Source organism: Flavisolibacter tropicus (assembly GCF_001644645.1).
Lineage (GTDB): Bacteria > Bacteroidota > Bacteroidia > Chitinophagales > Chitinophagaceae > Flavisolibacter > Flavisolibacter tropicus.
Map to the genome: position 1 here is coordinate 1,192,024 of NZ_CP011390.1, position 19,565 is coordinate 1,211,588.

13 protein-coding genes are annotated in these 19,565 nt (G+C 40.0%); 5 read left to right on the forward strand and 8 right to left on the reverse strand.

What is annotated here, in order from left to right:
* Nucleotides 1–249: 249 nt before the first annotated feature.
* Nucleotides 250–921, reverse strand: a complete 672-nt coding sequence (locus SY85_RS04860; protein ID WP_066402063.1) for a phosphoribosylanthranilate isomerase — start codon at nt 919–921, stop codon at nt 250–252.
* A 436-nt stretch (nt 922–1,357) separates the two neighbouring features.
* The gene (locus tag SY85_RS04865) at nt 1,358–3,514 is read right to left on the reverse strand and encodes a PAS domain-containing sensor histidine kinase (RefSeq protein ID WP_066402064.1); all 2,157 of its coding nucleotides are present in this window, start codon (nt 3,512–3,514) and stop codon (nt 1,358–1,360) included.
* Nucleotides 3,515–3,985: 471 nt separating this feature from the next.
* Here SY85_RS04865 and SY85_RS04870 point away from each other — a divergent pair, with 471 nt between their 5' ends.
* Complete coding sequence (locus tag SY85_RS04870; RefSeq protein WP_082886301.1) at nt 3,986–5,071, forward strand: transglutaminase domain-containing protein; 1,086 nt, start codon at nt 3,986–3,988, stop codon at nt 5,069–5,071.
* A 76-nt stretch (nt 5,072–5,147) separates the two neighbouring features.
* Nucleotides 5,148–5,588, forward strand: coding sequence for an SET domain-containing protein (locus SY85_RS04875; RefSeq protein WP_066402066.1), 441 nt, complete (start codon nt 5,148–5,150; stop codon nt 5,586–5,588).
* 862 nt (nt 5,589–6,450) lie between these two features.
* Here the strand turns inward: SY85_RS04875 and SY85_RS04880 are convergent.
* The gene (locus SY85_RS04880; RefSeq protein WP_066402067.1) at nt 6,451–8,586 is read right to left on the reverse strand and encodes a glycoside hydrolase family 97 protein; all 2,136 of its coding nucleotides are present in this window, start codon (nt 8,584–8,586) and stop codon (nt 6,451–6,453) included.
* A gap of 643 nt (nt 8,587–9,229) precedes the next feature.
* Between SY85_RS04880 and SY85_RS04885 the strand changes: the two genes are divergently transcribed.
* Together SY85_RS04885 and SY85_RS04890 are read left to right on the forward strand one after the other, a co-directional pair.
* Entirely contained in the window at nt 9,230–9,502 is a 273-nt protein-coding gene (locus SY85_RS04885) for a rhodanese-like domain-containing protein (protein ID WP_066402068.1), read from the forward strand.
* Nucleotides 9,503–9,652: 150 nt separating this feature from the next.
* Nucleotides 9,653–11,008 (forward strand): rhodanese-like domain-containing protein, encoded by a 1,356-nt coding sequence (locus SY85_RS04890; RefSeq protein ID WP_066402069.1) that lies wholly within the window; start codon nt 9,653–9,655, stop codon nt 11,006–11,008.
* Nucleotides 11,009–11,092: 84 nt separating this feature from the next.
* Here the strand turns inward: SY85_RS04890 and SY85_RS04895 are convergent, their stop codons facing one another.
* Complete coding sequence (locus SY85_RS04895) at nt 11,093–12,403, reverse strand: glycoside hydrolase 5 family protein (RefSeq protein WP_066402070.1); 1,311 nt, start codon at nt 12,401–12,403, stop codon at nt 11,093–11,095.
* Nucleotides 12,404–12,614: 211 nt separating this feature from the next.
* Between SY85_RS04895 and SY85_RS04900 the strand changes: the two genes are divergently transcribed.
* Nucleotides 12,615–13,136, forward strand: coding sequence for a helix-turn-helix domain-containing protein (locus tag SY85_RS04900; RefSeq protein WP_226999009.1), 522 nt, complete (start codon nt 12,615–12,617; stop codon nt 13,134–13,136).
* Nucleotides 13,137–13,251: 115 nt separating this feature from the next.
* Here SY85_RS04900 and SY85_RS04905 read toward each other — a convergent pair whose 3' ends face one another.
* The 4 genes from SY85_RS04905 to SY85_RS04920 form a co-directional block, all read right to left on the reverse strand.
* A complete protein-coding gene (locus SY85_RS04905) occupies nt 13,252–14,250 on the reverse strand; it encodes a PorP/SprF family type IX secretion system membrane protein (RefSeq protein ID WP_066402072.1) in 999 nt (332 codons plus the stop codon).
* Nucleotides 14,251–14,259: 9 nt separating this feature from the next.
* Nucleotides 14,260–17,712, reverse strand: coding sequence for a T9SS type B sorting domain-containing protein (locus SY85_RS04910; RefSeq protein WP_066402073.1), 3,453 nt, complete (start codon nt 17,710–17,712; stop codon nt 14,260–14,262).
* Nucleotides 17,713–18,162: 450 nt separating this feature from the next.
* Entirely contained in the window at nt 18,163–18,822 is a 660-nt protein-coding gene (locus SY85_RS04915) for a protein-L-isoaspartate(D-aspartate) O-methyltransferase (protein ID WP_066402074.1), read from the reverse strand.
* 164 nt (nt 18,823–18,986) lie between these two features.
* Nucleotides 18,987–19,469 (reverse strand): RrF2 family transcriptional regulator, encoded by a 483-nt coding sequence (locus SY85_RS04920; RefSeq protein WP_066402075.1) that lies wholly within the window; start codon nt 19,467–19,469, stop codon nt 18,987–18,989.
* Nucleotides 19,470–19,565 lie beyond the last annotated feature (96 nt).

Sequence of the window (19,565 nt, forward strand, 5' to 3'; positions counted from 1 at the left end):
TCAATGTTGTAAACTGTAAAAAATAGTAAAGAAAACTGTAATAAGAAGGGCGAAAATTGCTCTAAAAGAGAAGACCCTAAAGATACAAAACCAGGCTCTCTTCCCCCAATTCCAAATCCCTAATTCCCAACTCCTTCTATCCTCCGCGCTTATCGGGGCCATCTGCGGGAGACACTTGTGCGCAGGAGCTCCATTTAGTGGCCTGGGGCGTTCGTAAGCCTCCTTTCACGTTTGACGTCTCAAGTTTCACTATTTGCCTTCCATTTGCTCTATGAAACCTCTTACCTTCTCCATATCCTTTACTCCGGGTATGATCTCGAAGCGGCTGCAGATATCGACAACAAAAAGATCTTTTGCAACTTCGTCTTTCATGAACTCATGTACCAGATAGGCATCTGTTGGTTCTATGCCACCACTCAGAAAAAAGGGCTTATCTATGCGAAGGCCTTTTAAGCGATTCCAGTTAAACTTTCGGCCTGTACCGCCATACAAGTTTTTATTTTCCCTTTCTTCTTTTGATGCGGGCACACCTGTATCAAATAAAAAATGGTCGGCATCTTCATAATAGTCCTTTATCATCCATTGCACATGATCGTTCTCTGCAAAGCGAAAGGCTTTGATCACATCTATATAATTAGAAATGCGGGAACATTCGTAAGGTGATTCGCGACCATGCAACTGCACCATATCCAATCCGAAAGCATCAATCTGTCTCATGATCTCATCGTACGACGCGTCTACAAATACGCCGACCTTACAAAGTTTTAATTTTGCACGTCTGACATCTGCTCCCTGCAATCCTCTTTTCAAAGCCAAACGCGGACTGGGAGGATAAAAGATAAAGCCAGCAAAAGCCACTCCCACTTCATCGAGCTCATACAATTGATCCATGTCTGTTATGCCACAAACCTTGATCTTCATGCTATATACGTTTTACAATTTTATATAGCAAGCAATCGTTTAAAACCTCTCCATTTCAACTTTGAAAACAAGACAAAAGAAAAATCACATAGCAATAGAATTACAACGAACATGACTAAATAGCCATATAGTTTTAATCAGGAATGTAAAATGAATTCAATAGCAAGCAATCGTTGGAAATATGCGAAAGGGAAAAGGAAGATGACTTCCTGTGTTCCATAAAGTAAAAACAAAACCTTTAAAAGTGCAAGTTATTTCTACTTAATCCCTTTAAAAATTTAAAAGTGCATTTTGAGATAAATTCTAAAGGCAAAATTCTAAATCACAAATACCAAACTGAATTAGGTATTTGGTATCAACTTAATATAGTCAACAAAGATTAGATCTACTTCAGTGAAAAGCAACCGCATGTAAATAGTAACAAGAAAAGTATTTTCTACCACTCTACAGGGAAACACACCTGCAATTCACATCCCATTCCCGGCGCACTTCTAATAATCAGCGAGCCTTTGATACTTTCAGCTCTTGACATCATATTGGAAATACCAATACCATTACTTTTCTGTTGCAGATCAAACCCAAGTCCATCATCATTTACCTGAAGCGAAAGAGCCGATTGTTTTGCTTCTATATATACTTTTACATGAGAAGCCTCACTATGCTTTAGTACATTGGTAAGATGTTCCTGTAAAATGCGATACAAGGCCAGGTGAACATCTTGATTCACCTCTAACTCCTCTACCCCTTTCATTGTTAAACTAATCTGCAATTTATTGGTCGCCCTAACGGCTTCTACCAGTTCTGTAACTGACTCCTTCAATTTAATATCTCCTAATGAGGGAGCCGATAATCGCCTAGACAAGCTACGCACTTCATCAATAGAATCTTGAAGCAGTTTAATAGACTTATCCATAATTTCAGAAGCATTACCGATGCCATCCCTACACAACTCGGTATACAACTTAACGGTAGTTAGTACCTGGTTTACATTATCATGTAGTTCTTGTCCAACAAGAGCACGCTCTTTTTCCTGCGCGGCTATAACTGCAGCCGTAGTACGATTACGTTGTAACTGAAGTTCTTCTTCCAATTTTTTACGATTGGTGATGTCGGTAGAGATTGAAAAATAGTAGAGCAGCTTGCCATTCTCATCAAACATAGGCTGGCTGGAAACATCGGCCCAATAGGTTTCTCCATTCTTACGATAATTGAGCACCTCTATATGAAAAGGTTTTACGCTTTGAAAACAGCTTTCAGCATAACTGATCTTCTTACCATCTGTTAATGGCCCATCAAAGATCTCAGTAACCGTCTTACCTACGGCTTCTTGTAACTTATAGCCACTCATTTGTTCACAAGCCTTATTTATCCAAACAATACGCCGCTTGGTATCACTAATAGCCACTGCATTAATGGTTTCTTGTGCTATAACGGAAAGTTTACGCAACTCATTCTCTGCTTTCTTTCTATCTGTAATGTCAGTATATATTATACAATAGCGTTGTACGCCACCATACTCATTTGCTATAATCTGCCCGGAAACTTCGGTCCATATTTTCTCGCCTGTTTTTGTATAACCCAGCAACTCTGCCTGGAACGGCTTTCCTGCATTAAAACTTTCACGCAGCTGTTGAACAAGTTGGGTATCTGTTTCCGGACCAATCCATATCTTTTCGCTTTTTATACCAATAACCTCTGCTGCAGAATAACCTGTTAAATTCACAAAAGCCTTATTTACCCAGGATATTGTCCCATCCAGCTCTACAAGAGAAACTGCATTGGTGGTTTCTGTAGCGATCAATGAAAGTTTTCGCAACTCTGCCTCAGCATTCTTTCGCTCAGTTATATCTCTGAAAAAAACAGAAAGCCCTGTAGATGACGGGTAGGCATTTACTTCTAGCCACTTATATAAAGGGTTGGCAAAAAAAGCCTCAAAAAGTACTGGCGATTGTTCCTTTATTGCTTTACGGTATTGAGTTTCGAATACCGTTTCATAATCGGCTGGAAAACAGTCCCATATGGACTTCAAATAAACATCTTCCAATGTTTTACCCACCAACTGCTCAGCCTTAGGATTGCCATAAACAATTCGCCAATCTGTGTCCAGAACGAAGTACCCATCGGGCATTCGCTCTAATAACTCTGCCACCTCCTGATCTCTTTGTTTTAATGCTGCTTCGTATTGAAACTCAATATCATCAAAAACCAGTCTTTTTTTTATGATGCTTACAGTGGCGTATAGCAATTGATCGCTTTCATTCCAGCGAGCCACCCAAGAAATTGAAATCACCTTACCATCTTTCCTTCTACACCTATTCTCTAAATACAAGCCTGAATACCCTGAATGAATTTGAGTAAAATAGTGAAGCGTGCGCCGCTTTTCATGTGGCTCAACTAGATCTATGATGTTTGTGTTAAGTAATTCCTGAGAAGTAAAGCCCCACATGTCAAAAGAAGAACTGTTCGTATAAACAATACGACCCGTTTTATCTAAGACTACTATTACATCACTTAGTTCATTTAGAATGTGTTGTGAAGAAATTGTAGGAATGGAAGGAGTAGGCGTAAGGACGCTTTCAGAGTGGTGATTCATCAATAGGTGCAATTTTTCGAGTATCAAGATAAGCTGATATTGTGCCTTAATCCTAACCTTTCTGGTAAAATTTTAATAAAAAGAAACACTTAGTTGCGGTAAATATTTGTATTTAGTTGAAAATAAGCTAAATACGGCTTGATTTATTTTCTAGTTTAATTATTTGTGCCATTTATAAGTCAAAAATTAAACAGTGTCGGTTTTAAATTAAGACTGATTTAATAGCCAAAAGCACACCCCTGCCCTTAAAGGGGAGCACCTATGTACAGAGATTTCCCGCAGATTACGCAGATAGACACAGAGAGGGTTTTACTTGTTTGTTACAGCGAACCTCTTCGGTAAAAATATTTCCTTCAAAAGCTGCCTAAATAAACTAGCAAAATTTAACATTATAAGGCTGCTTTGTATATTTATGTACAAGCTTTCATAAAGCTATTATAGTTGTTGGTACCATGCTTTAATCTAGTCTGCATGCAACTATCTAAATGCTTAACACCACTATTGCTTGTCCTCTCCTTTCTATTGCTTAACCGACCGTTGAAAGCACAAGAAAAATTTTGTAGCGTAGATAGTTTTGCCAAAACCATCAAATTCCATAAAGACATTTACCAACTAACCAAAGAATTGACTAACCCTTATACGCAAGATCTCCTAAAAGCAAGATCTATTTTTATATGGATCACTGAAAATATTTCCTACGATTATAAGTTATACAACTCTGGTAAAGAAAATCAACAGCCGACGTGCAAAACTGGTCAGAACTGTGATGAAGTGTATTTAAACTGGGAGAGAAAATACTTAAATAAGATACTCAGAAAACAAAAAGGTATCTGCGATGGATACGCCCGGCTATTTAAGAAGATGTGTGATATTGCCGGCATTAAAAGCGAGGTTATTTTAGGTTACACCAAAACAAAACCTTACCAGGTGGGCCTAACGGGACCGGTTAACCATGCCTGGAATGCCGTATGGATCGATAGTGCTTATCAACTTTTAGATGCTACATGGGCAGCAGGTTACTGCGTTGAAAAAGAAGGCTCAGGAAAGTTGTTAAGCTTTCACAAAGCGTATAATGATTACTATTGGTTTACCCCTTTCCATGATTTTGCCCGCAACCATTATCCGAAAGAAGGGAAGTGGGTACCAGAACCCAACTACACAAAAGAACGTTTTGCTGCTAATCCGTATTATGCTTCTGCGATCATTAATAAGATACAGTTACAATCGCCAACCACCGGAATTATACAAGCAAAAAAGGGAGATACACTACGATTTCAATTTGACTATACTGATGATTTTAAAGTTTTGCAGGTCAACTCCAATGTGTTTCATAACCCGCCAATCTGGAAAGAAGAAAAGCTAAGCAAGCGACGCAAGATACTTACTATTGATACCTTGGCGCTTAAGAAGCAACAATACATTCCGTATAAACAGTCAGGTAACCGTTATGAGTTTGACTATGTAGTGTCGGACTACTCACTATACTACCTTGAAGTACTATTTGACTTTCGTAAGGTACTACGATTTAAAATAAAGGTGGAAAGGGAAAGTTTATAGCAAGTGTTCTCTTCTTTTAGATTTGAAACACCAATGAATCTTCCTTTCCCTTATCTTCACGCCCTTTCTTACAACTATGGCATTATTGGAAAAGCATCTGGCAGTAAAACCCTCCACCCTTCCGGGTGCAGGTGACGGCTTATTTACAAAAGTTTTTATTCCGAAAGGAACCCGTATTGTAGAATACAAAGGCAAGGTATGTACCTGGAAAGATGTAGAAGATGATCATGATAATGGCTATATCTATAGCATTAACGATGATCATGTGATTGATGCCAAGAACTATAAGAAAGCCCTGGCCCGCTATGCCAATGATGCACGCGGCATTAGCCGTGTGAAAGGCCTTATTAACAATTGCGACTATGTGAATGATGAGGACAAAGTGTACATTGAATCCAAAAAAGATATAGAGCCCGGTAGTGAGATCTTTGTTGATTATGGAAAAGAATACTGGTCGGTTATACGTAGCAATATTCGTATTGAGAAAGAGAAGAAGAAAAAGCTGAAAAAGAAATAGCCAGCACACGCCCAGACATCTCCCTGGCCCCTGAAGGGGAGCACCAGCGCTCAGGTGCCTTGCAGATAGCGCAGATTAGGAACCACGGAGGCAGGGAGGAGCCCAGAGAATATTGAACACGTATCAAGAAATGCTGAAGGAAGAAGGGAGGAAATATTCAATACACAATTCCCAACAATCAATGTTAAAGGAAGCGAAAGAATTTATAAATAATAAGCACTCCTAAATGGAGTGCTTATTATTTATAAAAGGGTTTGCTCCTCAGGAATTGTGCTGTTGCCAATGACCACTGACCATTAACTAGCGCAGCACAGTGTGCGACTAGCCCCTGGTAAAGGCACAAAGCGTACTAAACTAACAAAGCCTGCTTAAAAAAGCAGGCTTATCGCTTAAAATTTGTCATCGATTTTCACTACTTATTTTGCGCCAAAGAACGTGCCGAAAGAAGCGCTACAGGAACATTTGGAAAAGAATAACGTTTATACCTATACGCCAAAGAACCCCCTGTTAAGACAGGGGGTGTCTGATTGCTTGCTTATGAATGAAAAAAATTGCCTATTTGGAATGGCTATTGACACAAGAATTATTCCGATAGCATCTGAGCAGTAAAGTTTCTTATAATTTTTGGCAACCCTTTGAGTGAATGGAGGATGGTCAATAAGTCCATGGTTATTGAGTTATTGATCATTGGTGAGAAGAGGGTTATGCTTAAGTTTTTATTGGTACTAGGCTAAACTTCTATCAGACGCACCATTTGAGTAATGCTAAAATCTATCAATAAAAAAAAGCTGCATTTTGGTGCAGCTCCTTTAAAAAAAAGTATACAAAACTATTCAGGTAGTCCTCCTATTTCTTATGCTTATTAAAGCGTTTTCAATCCTTTTAAGGCGGTAGCATCAGTGGCTTCCATTACACTTATGGCATATCCCCCACCCGGTGCACAAAGCTGGGATAGTTTGCTCTTATTTGTAACAACTGCTTTTCGAATGGTGTATGCTTTAGGATTAGTCTCATAATGTGCATTCTTGGCATCGCTATAAATCGTAGCTACATATTTCTTACCGGGATCTAAGAAATTGAAGTTTATTGTAGAGGTGCGTCCATTTTCATCGCAAGTGCTACCGATAAACCAGTTATTAGTTCCTTTTGCTTTACGGGCAAATGTGATGTAATCGCCGGGTTCTGCTTCTAATACTTTACTATCATCCCAATCGACTGCTACGTCTTTAATGAACTGGAAGGCATCTAAATACTTATTATAAGTTTCTGGTAAGTCGGCCGCCATCTGTAACGGGCTGTACATGGTTACATACAATGCCAGCTGACGCGCCAAGGTGGTATGTACAAAAGAAGTATTACTTGGATTGTACGCACTCACCTTAGTTTCAAAAATACCGGGTGTATAGTCCATAGGGCCACCAATTAATCGGGTGAAAGGCAGAATGGTTGTGTGGTCCGGATTACTGCCACCAAAGGCCTCATATTCTGTACCACGAGCTGCTTCATTACCGATCAAGTTAGGATAGGTACGACTTAAGCCTGTTGGGCGCACAGCTTCATGTGCATTTACCATAATACCATATTCGGCAGCTTTGGCAATAGCATACAGGTAATGATTTACCATCCATTGGTTATAATGGTACTCTCCCCTTGGTAAGATATCACCAACATAACCACTTTTTACCGCGTTATAACCGTTTTCTACCATAAACTTATAGGCTGTATCCAAGTGGCGCTCATAGTTGCGTACAGCACCTGAGGTTTCATGGTGCATGATGATCTTTACACCTTTGGAAGCTGCATAGCGGTGGAGTTCTTTTACATCAAAATCGGGATAGGGCGTTACAAAGTCAAATACGTAATCTTTGTGTTTACCAAACCAGTCTTCCCAACCTACGTTCCAGCCTTCAACTAGCACAGCATCAAATCCATGCTTAGCAGCAAAATCAATATATTCTTTTACATGCTGTGTATTAGCGGCATGCTTACCATTAGGCTTTGCATGTGTAAAGTCTGTTATACCTAATTTGACATTATCCAGGTCGGTATAAGACCATGTGCTTTTACCTGTAATCATTTCCCACCATACACCAATATACTTGATGGGTTTGATCCAAGATGTATTCTTGTATTTTGTAGGCTCGTTGAGGTTCAGAACCAGTTTAGACTCTAAAATATCACCAGCTCTATCGCTCACTATGATAGTACGCCAAGGCGATTTGCTGGGCGTTTGCAAAGTACCCTTATCTCCTACCGCATCTGGTGTAAGGAAGGAATTTAGAATCATGTTCTTATCATCCAATTCCAGGTGCATACAAGAGTAGTCTACCAGGGCGGCTTCGTGGATATTGATATACAAGCCATCCTTGCTTTTTAGCATCAAAGGCGTTTGTACACCTGTTGGAGAAAAAGGTGTTTGCGAAGCATTTGGAGTAATGGCCGCTTTCATTTTGCCACGTACTTCTGACAAGTTTGATGTTACTGTGCTATACTCCTGGGTATCATAATCACCCGGAATCCAAAATGCCTTATGATCGCCAGAGAGTGCAAACTGAGTTCTTTCTTCTTTAATAACAAAATGACCTAGGTTCTTTTGTAACGGAAACTCATACCGGAAGCCTAAGCCATCATTGAAGAGCCGGAAACGGATAACCAGGGAACGTTGAGTAGAGGGTTGTTCCAACGTCACAGCCAGTTCATTGTACTGGTTCCGAATGTTTCTCACTTCACCCCATACCGGTTGCCAGGTTTCGTCAAAACTGGTTGTTTTAGTGTCTTGAACACGGAAGCCTTTGGTTAGTGATGTATCGCTCTTTAACTCAAGTCCCAATTTGCTAGGACGAATCACATCCTTTCCTTTATAGGTAAGTGCATAAGCGGGCACACCACCATCCTGCAAAGAAAAGGTTAGTGTTAACTGTTTATCAGGTGATTGAAGCTGTTGAGCACTTATCAATTGGCACAGAAAGAAACAAATCAATAATAAAACACTTCGCATCTAGATTGATTTAAGTAAACGAATATAATGCGTGTTCAATAAGTTGTGTATTTAAGATATCCACCGCATTTTGTGGTAATATCATGTATAGTTAAATGTTTTACTCAACAAATAAAACCACTACGGCATCTAAATTACTCAGTGCAGCTATATAACAGTTACATAGGCAGCAACAACCTAGGCCATTCATCTATTTTATACAGGTACATCAAAATGCACTTATTAAGGTCTAGTGTTTTTTATTATGTTATTAAATAACACTTGCATCTCTAAAATGTAGATAGTAACTTTATTTCACATGCATCCCATCAGCAGTGATGCGGCGTTTTTATATTACATACAATTGCCAAAGTGCTCAGCTTCCCCTTTGAAACGGCAACCCGTCACTAAAAAAGCTAATTGGACACATTTATAGCTGCTAATTATAAATAGAAAATTTACTTGAATATCTACTTTCATTCACGCAAATGAAGCGTTAATCTCATACTCCTGAAAGCACACTCATCGTCCAATAAATTGTTGAAACAATAGTGCTATAGCGTTAACTAGATATAAAAACCCATTAAATACATATTTCCCTAAGTGAACCAGTGGCAGTACTGACTTTTGAAATTAATGTTTGTAACACTATTCAAATTAGCGTATGAACCTTCTATTAAAAACCAATCCTTTTACCATTTTGGACGTGCGAACGCCATCGGAGTTTGCAAAGGGACATGTACCAGGCGCCATCAACATTCCGCTGGAAGAAATAGCAACACGTGTATTTGAGTTAAGAAAAATGCCCAAACCAATTATTGCCTATTGCATGAATGGAAATGGAAGTGGCATTGCAACCAGCTTTTTAAAAAAGCAAGGTGTAGCTGAAGTATACAATGGTGGTAGTTTACATGATATGTTGCGATCAGCACAATAATAGTTGGTCTTTTCTTATGTTTGGACATTGATATCAGAAAACTCGTCAATCTAAGTATTGATTTACATTCCAGTATGTTTTGTAGATGCAACTGACTTAGATCATAAAAAAAGACCAGCGGTTTTATAGTTTTGAACCAAATAATTAAGCATGAAGATCCAACAATGGGAAGATAAAGGCCTAGCACATTTTAGCTATGCTGTATTGAGTGAATGCGAAAAGAAAATCGTTTTAATAGACCCGGCACGTAATCCTCAACCTTACCTGGAATTTGCCAAAGAGAACGAATCCCAGATTGTAGGCGTTATTGAAACACACCCACATGCAGACTTTGTCAGCAGCCATTTAGAGTTGAGCGAGCGCACAGGTGCTACTTTATATGTACACAGCCTGGTAAATGCCTTCTACCCCCACGAAGCGTTTGATGAAGGCCATGCTATTGAAATAGGTAAAATAAAACTTTACCCACTATATACACCGGGCCACTCACCAGATAGCATCTGTATTGTTTTAGAGCATGAAGGAAAGTCCAAAGCTGTCTTCACAGGCGATACACTTTTCATTGGAGATTGTGGTCGTCCTGATTTGCGCGAAGGCGTAGGCAACCTGCAAGTTACGCGTGAAAAGCTGGCAAGCCAGATGTACCACTCCCTACGAGATAAGCTACTACCACTTCCCGACGACACAATTGTATATCCAGCACACGGTGCAGGCTCCTTATGCGGTAAAGCCTTAAAAGCAGCCCAAAGCAGCACCATGGGTGAAGAAAAGAAAACCAATTGGTGCTTACAAGATATCAGTGAAGATGAGTTTGTAAAACAGCTTTTAGCTGACCAGCCATTTGTACCTGCATACTTTCCGTTTGATGTGGATTTAAACCGCAAAGGCGCACCATCATTTCAAGAACGCATAAGTGCAGTAACGTATGGAGATACTATTAAAAACACAAATGAGGCAGATCGGCTGGACAAGAACATATGGGTGGTAGATGTACGAAATGCTCAAGCTTTTCAACAAGGCCATCTACCGCACTCTATCAATATCGTTGGAGGCGGCAAGTTTGAAACCTGGCTGGGCAGCATTATTCAACCTGGCGAGACGTTTTATTTAGCAAGCGACAACAAAGAGCAGCTGGGAAAATTGGTAGATCGTGCTGCCGCTATTGGATATGAAGGGCAGGTAAAAGAAGCATTCGTTTTGGAAAATGCTTTTGAAACAATGCCGGCATTAGATGTAGACGAGTTTAAAGGGCATACAGCCAATTATACGGTTGTGGATGTACGTAATAATGGAGAAGTTAGTCAGAAGAAGATCTTTGCCAATAGTATACATATACCATTAGGCGAACTAAGAAAACGCTGGGCTGAAATTCCAACCAATAAGCCAATTGTAGTTCATTGCGCAGGAGGCACAAGGAGTGCAGCAGCCAGCTCGCTGCTTCAGGAAGAACTAAACGGCTCTACCAAAGTGTATGATTTAGGTGAGGCGGTTAAAACGTTTGGTTAAGGAGTTAAACGTGAAAGGTGAAACGTGAAAACTAAGCTTGTTCTCACGTTTCACCTTTCATTTATCCCTATACTCTAGACAACCTTATTTCTTATTGTCCTTTTTCATTTGGCTATATTTCTGAATGATTTGCCAGGTAGTTTTATCACTATCAAATACAGTATATAGGCCTTGCTCCTCCATTGGCGGGTCTCCCATATAGTCGTCACCCACTTTCCAAAATACTTGTCCTTGCTTAGGGCGAGCCACTCCGCCAAAAGCCCAGAAATTAGCACCCGCCACAACACCATTTGTATTTTTACTTTGCGCCCAGACAGAAAAAATGGTTTTATAGTATTGATCGCGTAGTGTGGTTGTTGACTTTGGATCAAACGAATATTGATCACGAGGTAGCCCGAATTCTTCAATCACTAACGGCTTATTCAGCTTTTGTGCGGCACTAATATGCTTATTGATATAATCGGTAGTCTTATTTATTGCTTGTTGAAAATCGGCTTTCATGGAATCTGGCCGCATCCATGCCCAGTTTTTGGGCCAAATATGTATGGTCAGGTAGTCAACACTGGGGTACGCATGTAATTCTTCAAAATAAGACAGGTCACTTTCTAAAGAAATATCCCCTTCATGTCCAATGGTTACCAGGTGGTTTTTGTCTTTTGACTTGATATGGTTACTAACATCACTAATCCATTGTTTATAGAGCTCATTCGCCGCAGGTCGCATAGGACGCGGCTCGTTAGCCAATTCCCAAGCCATTATAGCCGGCTCGTCACTGTATTTCTTTTTGGATATCTTATTGGTCCGGTTGAGAATAAAGTCTACTTGCTTCAGGTAGTCTTCTTTACATGGGGAACAGGCATAAAACTTCATTATCTCATCACGCATAGTCTCCCATTCCATTTTGTTTCTGAAAACAGAGTCGGGTATTTGATTGTTCCAACGCAGGTATTGCAAAAAGCCACCGCTCCATTCCCAATTGTTGCTTAGGAATACAATAGCTTTCATATCACGCTTTGTCAGCTCGGCTAAAAAGATGTCCAGCCCATCCAGTACTTGTTCATTAAACACGCCTTTGTCGGTTTGTAGTGCTGGGCCAATACGCTCCACACCAGCCACCAAACCTTGTCCTTCAGCACCAGCCACCAAGCGTAGATTAGCAACGCCTTTTGATTTCAAAAAATCCAATTCTTTTCTTAAGCGATCTATACCTCTTTTCTTGTCCTTTTCCAGCCCCAGCAAACCACCATACCAATAGTTAGTTCCAATATAATAGTAGGGCTTACCGTTTAAAACAAACTGATGCCCTTGGCGTTTTACAAAAGATTGGGCGACACTATTGTTACTTTGAAACAAAATAGCAAGAAGAAGCAATACAAAAAGCGGTTTCACTTTCATTTACAAATGGTTTTCAGTACAACAAAGGAAATCAAATAACAACTTATAAATAGCAGGACTATTAAATATAATAAATGAATTTTTACGTGTTAGAAGTCTATCGTTTTATACTTACACAAAGACACAACTGCTTTTAAAAGTTCTTACTACTTTTGATCTATAACAAGTCATGCATTTATACATTAAAAATATGGTTTGCGACCGCTGCATAATGGCAGTGCGGCAAGAATTAGATAAAACAGACATTGAATATAAGAATATTCAATTGGGCGAGGTGGAATTATCCAAACCACTGGAAGAAGATCAAAAGGAAAAATTGAGCGAAAGCTTGAACAGCTTAGGCTTTGAACTGTTAGATGATCGTAAGTCTGCACTTATTGCTCAAATCAAGTCTACCATTATTAAAATGGTACATGCCAATGAATTGGTAGAGTCCAACAAAAAGCTTTCGGTTATCCTTTCTGAAAAGCTGGGAATGGATTATCATTATATCTCCTCCTTATTCTCCTCTATAGAAGGTGTTACTATTGAGAAATATGTAATTCTGCAACGTATCGAGCGGGCAAAAGAATTATTGATCTATGACGAATTGAACCTAAATGAAATTGCAGATGCGCTGGGGTATAGCAGTGTGCAACACTTGTCACTGCAGTTCAAAAAAGTAACAGGATTAACACCTACCTACTTTAAACAAATGAAGGAAAAAAACAGAAAGCCGCTGGATAAGATTTAATAAATCCGAAAAGAAGCATTATCGAATCACGAGTTAATCTAACTACCTCACATATCGCTTCTGTCATCTACCAACTATCAACTATTAACTTATTAACAATAAGCACCTTAAAAGACTAATACCACGGAATCAACTTTTTCATGGCGGTTTTATCAAATGCTTTATACAGCAACGTTAGTTCATAAGCATTGCGTACTTCAGCAGCTGTTTTTAAGGACGAAACGGTATGATCATAAGAAAGTCCTACTTGAAATCCACCCCAAAAATATCCAACATAAGGTATCACAGCATCTTTGTATCTATACCAGAGCCCAATATTGATTTCATTTTTTATTCCGTCTGTCAATTGCTGCCCGTAAGCGGCACCAACAGTTGTTTCTTTTGCCTCGCCCTGCTGCATATGTGTAATTGAAAAATAAGCTTTGCTATATTCCGCAATAAAAAACTGTGCGCCAGCTTGGGCTGTAATACGCAGCGGCATCCGAAATTCATCTTCAATAACATTTTCTGTATGACGCAGAATATTATAAACAGATACTCCTCCAAAAAAAGCCCGGTCTTCCAAAATAATATTATATACCATCCCGGCATTGACATCGAAATAACCAACACTCTTATTGTTTAGACCTTCTCCAATTGGCAATGAAGGATCATATCCAGCAGAGCCAAACTGGTTACCAAAAGATAGCTTGGAATAGTCAATTAACCGCTGGTGATATACACCCTGAAAACCAAGACCTATACTATGATCGCCATGAATGTCTAATGGCACATGGTAAGCAGCACTAAAGCCAACAGCATTAGTTTTCAAAGCACCATTCAAGGATTGATCATTCATTAAATAAATACCAGCCCCTGCCTTATGATACTCGCTTAAACGATCTTGAAATAAGTTAAAATCGGCAGACAAATAACCTGTGAAATAAGCGCCACCACCCATTTGGCCTTGTGTACGAAAATTAGAAGCTATCCGATATGGCCCTTCTAGGAAACCTGTATTTGCCGGGTTGGTTAAGAGTGGTGTTGAAAAGAATTGAGAAAAATGATAGGATTGTGCTTGCAACACCTTGCACATAAACATCAGTCCCAATACGGTGATCCATGCTTTTTTCATTGCAAACAATTATCTGATTAATACACTTCTTCCGCTTTGCCGGATAACCTTACCATCATTGTCAATACATTCTAATATCCAGCTATACGTTTCACCAGGCTGCGGTGTTCCATTGATTGTACCATCCCACCCCTGCCCTATGATATTTGTTTGATAAACCTGTTGCCCCCAGCGGTTATACACTTTAAACAGCACCAATTGACGGATATTGATGAAGTAAGGCATCAGCACATCATTTTCACCATTTCGATCAGGCGTAAACGCCGTTGGTACAAATACCCTTGTTTCCCCTGTGGGTACACATACCTGATACTTTACAACTACTGTATTTGATGCTAAGGCAGTACAAGTACCATTATTGATCATTACACTATAGCGACCTGCCTGTGTTACTTTATAAGTTGCAGCTATTGCTCCATTTATAGCTACGCCGTCTTTAAACCACTGGTATGAAAGACCGCTGCTTGCAGTTAGTATTTTAGATTCTCCATTACATATTGTAGCGAGATCGGCGGGTGAAATAGTACCGCTTGACGTATTATTAATGGTAATCTCCACAGGCTTGATCGTAAAGCAACCTGCCGCATTGGTGCCTTTTACAAAATATCTACCTGCATCAACAGCCTCTGGATTAGATAGTGCACTGGTAGCATCTCCATCCTTCCAGTAAGTGTAGACTAATCCGCTTTCTGACCCCGCTGTAATAGCAGCATCCTTTAGGTTTATAGTTGAGCCAGCACATATTGGAGCTGGATTGTTAACTACCAACGATGGTGTACCGGCGCCTTTTTTAACTTCGAGTGTCATTTCTAATATACATCCCACGTTATCTTTTACCCTTATGCTGTGTTTACCTATCACTACATTAGTAAAGGCTGAACTATTTTGGTATACTCCATTATCGAGACTAAATTGATAACCGGGTGTACCACCAGTTGCCGCCACTTCCACCCTTCCTTTTGTTTCATTGCACTTAGGATCAATAACAGTAGCGGTAGCTGTTATGGTTGAATTTAGTTGCTTGATGGCAAACTTTGTCTCGGCAGTACATCCCATTGCATCTTTTACTCGTACAGCGTAATTACCTGATGCTAAATTGGTAAATACATTACCAGATTGATCTGTACCGTCATTCAGTTTATACGTATACGGAGCTACACCACCTGCCGCGCTTATAGTTGCTTTTCCAAATTGCTGCCCACATACAATATCAATTGGAGCAGCAGAGACAGTTATTGTATTTTCAATTTGCTTTACTGAAACACTTACCGGTTCACTTTTACAACCGGTGCCGTCTTTTACAACTATTTGATATTGGCCAGGGGCAAGACCTCTGAATGCATTTTCGGTTTGATATGTTTGACCATTGTCTTTTGAATATTGATAACCTGCACCGCTTCCTCCCACAACAGAACCAACTTCAATGATACCATTGGCTACGGTGCATCCAGCAAGTGTAGCTCCTGTTTTAAAAATGATTGGTTTGTTATAACTAACAGTAACCGTATTAGAGGATGGACCACTGCATTGTCCATTATGTATAGTAACACTGTATTGCCCGGGCGTGCTTGCATTATAAGTAGCAGCAGTAGCTCCACTAATAATTTGGCCATCTTTTAGCCATTGGTACGTGGTACCGCCTTTTACTGTCAGGGTAACAGAGGCGCCCTCGCAGATACCTGCAACAGCAGGCGAAATGGAACCATCAGGCTTGTCACTAACAGTAACCTTCACTTCATTTCCGGCTTTCCCTTTACAGTCATTTTTGATAATATCTGCCGTGTATAAACCAGCCTCGCTAATAGTGAGCGTACCTTGTGTAGCACCATTTATGACAACTCCATTCCTATACCATTGATAGGATGTTCCCCCACTAACAGTAAGTGTACCCATACTACCATTACAGATAGTAAGCGTTCCGGGAGTAATCTCCCCTTTGGGTTTTGGAGTTACAATTACATTGGCTTGATTAGTAGCAGGAGCCTTACAACTTCCTGATTGTATAACTACAGTATAGATACCACTCTCTTTTACATTCAAGGTCGCTGCAGATTCGCCGCTAACAGTAACTCCCTCATGGAACCATTGGTATGCATCACCTCCATTAGCCGTTAAGACTCCTGCACTCCCACTACATATGGTTAGTGTAGCTGGAGTAATAGTACCAACAGGCTTTGCTTGTTGACTTACAATACTTTCATTAGAGGATTTTGCTATACACCCATCCTCATTGAAGATACTGACGGTATAGGTTCCGGGTTGTAAAGCAGCATAAGAAGCTGTAGTAGCATTCTCTATCGCCATATCATTTCTATACCACTTATAACGCACACCACCTACAGCTTTTAAGGTTACCGCATCTTTTCCACAAACAACAGCAGTGGTAGGCGAAATAGTTCCAACTGGCACAACACCAGCTTTAATGATAGCACTATTTGATGACCGACCCTTACATTCACCTCTAAACAATTCAAAAGTATAAATACCCGGTTCTTTAACTACAAATGAATCAGTGGTTGCATTCGCGATCAATACATTGTCCTTATACCATTTATAAGTGATACCACCCTCAGCCGAAAGGGTTATAGAATCACCCGGACACAAAATGGCTGATGCCGGATTTAATGGCCCATCCAATTCCTCCCGCAACTCTACATAGGCCACAGCAGCCTCGCGCCAGGTGCAATTGTTTTTGATTGCATCAATGGTATAGGTACCTGGCTCTGTAACCATATAAATGGATGATTGAGCCCCAGATATAGCACTTCCATTCAAATACCATTGATAAGAATCGCCGCCGGTTACAGTTAACAAACCAGAACCACCATTACATATGGTCAGTCGGAAGGGAGATATTGTTACCTCTTCCTCAAATGCATCTGTAATAACACTCTCATTTGATGCTTTACCTACACAACCATCTTTGATTATATCAGCAGTGTAGACTCCTCCTTCTGTTATTAATATGCTACGCGAAGTTTCTCCAGAAATCGCAACGCCGTCTTTATACCATTGGTAAGAATCGGCTGCTGTAGTAACTACTAACCCATACTGTTCTCCCTTACAAATGGTACCTGTTGCAGGGCTAATGTTCCCAGTTGGTCCTCCAACCAGGTTTACTACCACAGGCTTCACTGTATTACAACCACTTCCATTAGTTGCTTTTATATAGTAAGTGCCGCTTTGGGTAACGTAGCTTGGATTAGCCAGAGAAACTGTAGCACCTACATCTATCCAATAGGTATAGGCTAACCCTGCATCGCTACCGGCTGTAATAGCAACTGCAGTTAAGTCCACTGGTTTGCACCCTGCTGGCGGATTATTAATTTTTACAAAACAAGTTGGTGGCTGTGCCAGTAGGTCAGAATGAAAGGAAATAACAGCAAGCAAAAAAATGATCGCAAGTACTTTCCATTTCCACTCGAGATCTTGAAGAGAAGCGACTTTTAATTTGTTTCCCATTTATAAACCTGCGTTCATAAATTTTTAAATAAGGTAGCATCAGTTTATAGAGTAGTGTAACTGCAACAAAATAGAGGATTCATTTAATTACAGTTGCAAAGCGGATGGAAAGCCATTACACAAAAAGGCATAAAGGGTTAACAAATTCCCTTTGTGCAATGTTTGGTTCCCTAGATAAGATTGGATAATGAAGAATACAGCTCTTATAGAAGAGATAAGCTCCTATTAAGTTAATGCTTTAAAAACGAATATTCATCTGTTTAAGTCCTTTTTCTTTGCAACCCTTGATCAAATAAGAAAAAACCAGCTTCAGCTGTTAACGTATAAGTACAATAAGCTTAGCCAATTATTGCAGAGCTTAATGCAATACGAGAAACAACAATCCCTTTTTCAATTCTACTTCTGCGGAAATAGCAGGCAGTTATTGCTTTTTGAGATCTTCAACCTTTACTACTCTTGCTTTCCCTTCAACATGGGAACAAAGGAAAACTTATCAAAAGTTTCTTCAGTTATTGAATCATCGTGGTGTTTTGTAATACGCACCATGCGTTGCACAGGTGCCTCTCCCAAAGGCAATACCAACTTTCCGCCTCTTGCCAATTGGTGCACTAAGGGTTGTGGAACCTGGGGCGCCGCAGCTGTAATTAGAATGCGATCGAAGGGTGCATCAGCAGGCAACCCCTCATAACCATCACCATAATAGAAATGGATATTATTAAACCCTCGTAGATAATCAAAATTCCGATTCCTATCAAACAGCTTCTTTTGCCGTTCAATGGTATATAAATCAGCTCCCATAACGGCTAATACAGCGGCCTGGTAACCACTTCCAGTTCCGATCTCCAATACTTTCATACCTTTTTCCACATCCAGCAACTGTGATTGATAGGCCACCGTATAAGGTTGTGATATCGTTTGTCCTTCCCCTATTGGAAAGGCTCGATCCACATAAGCTACAGACTCATCCTGTGGCAACATAAAATATTGGCGGGGTATAGTAGCTATAGCATTCAACACACGTCGGTCCTCAATACCATGTTTAAAAAGATGATCAACCAGGTTCCTGCGAAGTTGATGATGTTCACCGGTATCCTCGTGAAGCCTTTTCATATAAAAGGGTCTACCAAAATCAGACCGTGCATAGAATGGATGGGAAAGGGATTAGCGGGATTGGGCAATTATACTCTATTAAGTTAATCGTGTGATCTAGAGATCACATGTACAAACAAAAAAAAGGAGCTTGTTAGCCCCTTTAATACAATTGTAAATCTTTTTTATTCCTGACGTATTAGCGTGCGATTGAACTGTTCAACCATCTGCGCAAATATGCGGTTAGAATCTTTTTCTTTATTCACCAGGTCATGCAGGGTTACTTGGTCTAGAAACTGATCGATCATTAGTTGCACCATTTGCCATAGAGAGCGGGAAGAGCAGTCCACTGAATGCGTGCAGAGCTTTACCGTTCCGGCATGTGTACCACAAAATGAAGAGTCAAACAGAGCTCCACCTAGTGCCTTCAACACGTGATTGATAACAATCTCTTGTGCAGGCATAGCCAATACATAACCGCCTTTGTAGCCTGGTGTGCTATTAATAAAACCAGCCATACGCAAACTGCGGGTCAACTTAGCTACGTAGTGAGGGCTAATTCCTTCTGCCTCACTTAGCTGAGGAATGCTCATGCCGTCCTGGTCTTTACAGGAGGCAATACGTATCATAATACGTAAGCCATATTCTTCCTGGGCGGTGATCTTCATGCTATTTTAAAAAAAATGTGTTTTACTATTTTTTAGATTCATTAAATACTACGTGAAACGTGAAATTTAAATACCTTTTCACTTTTGACATTTCAC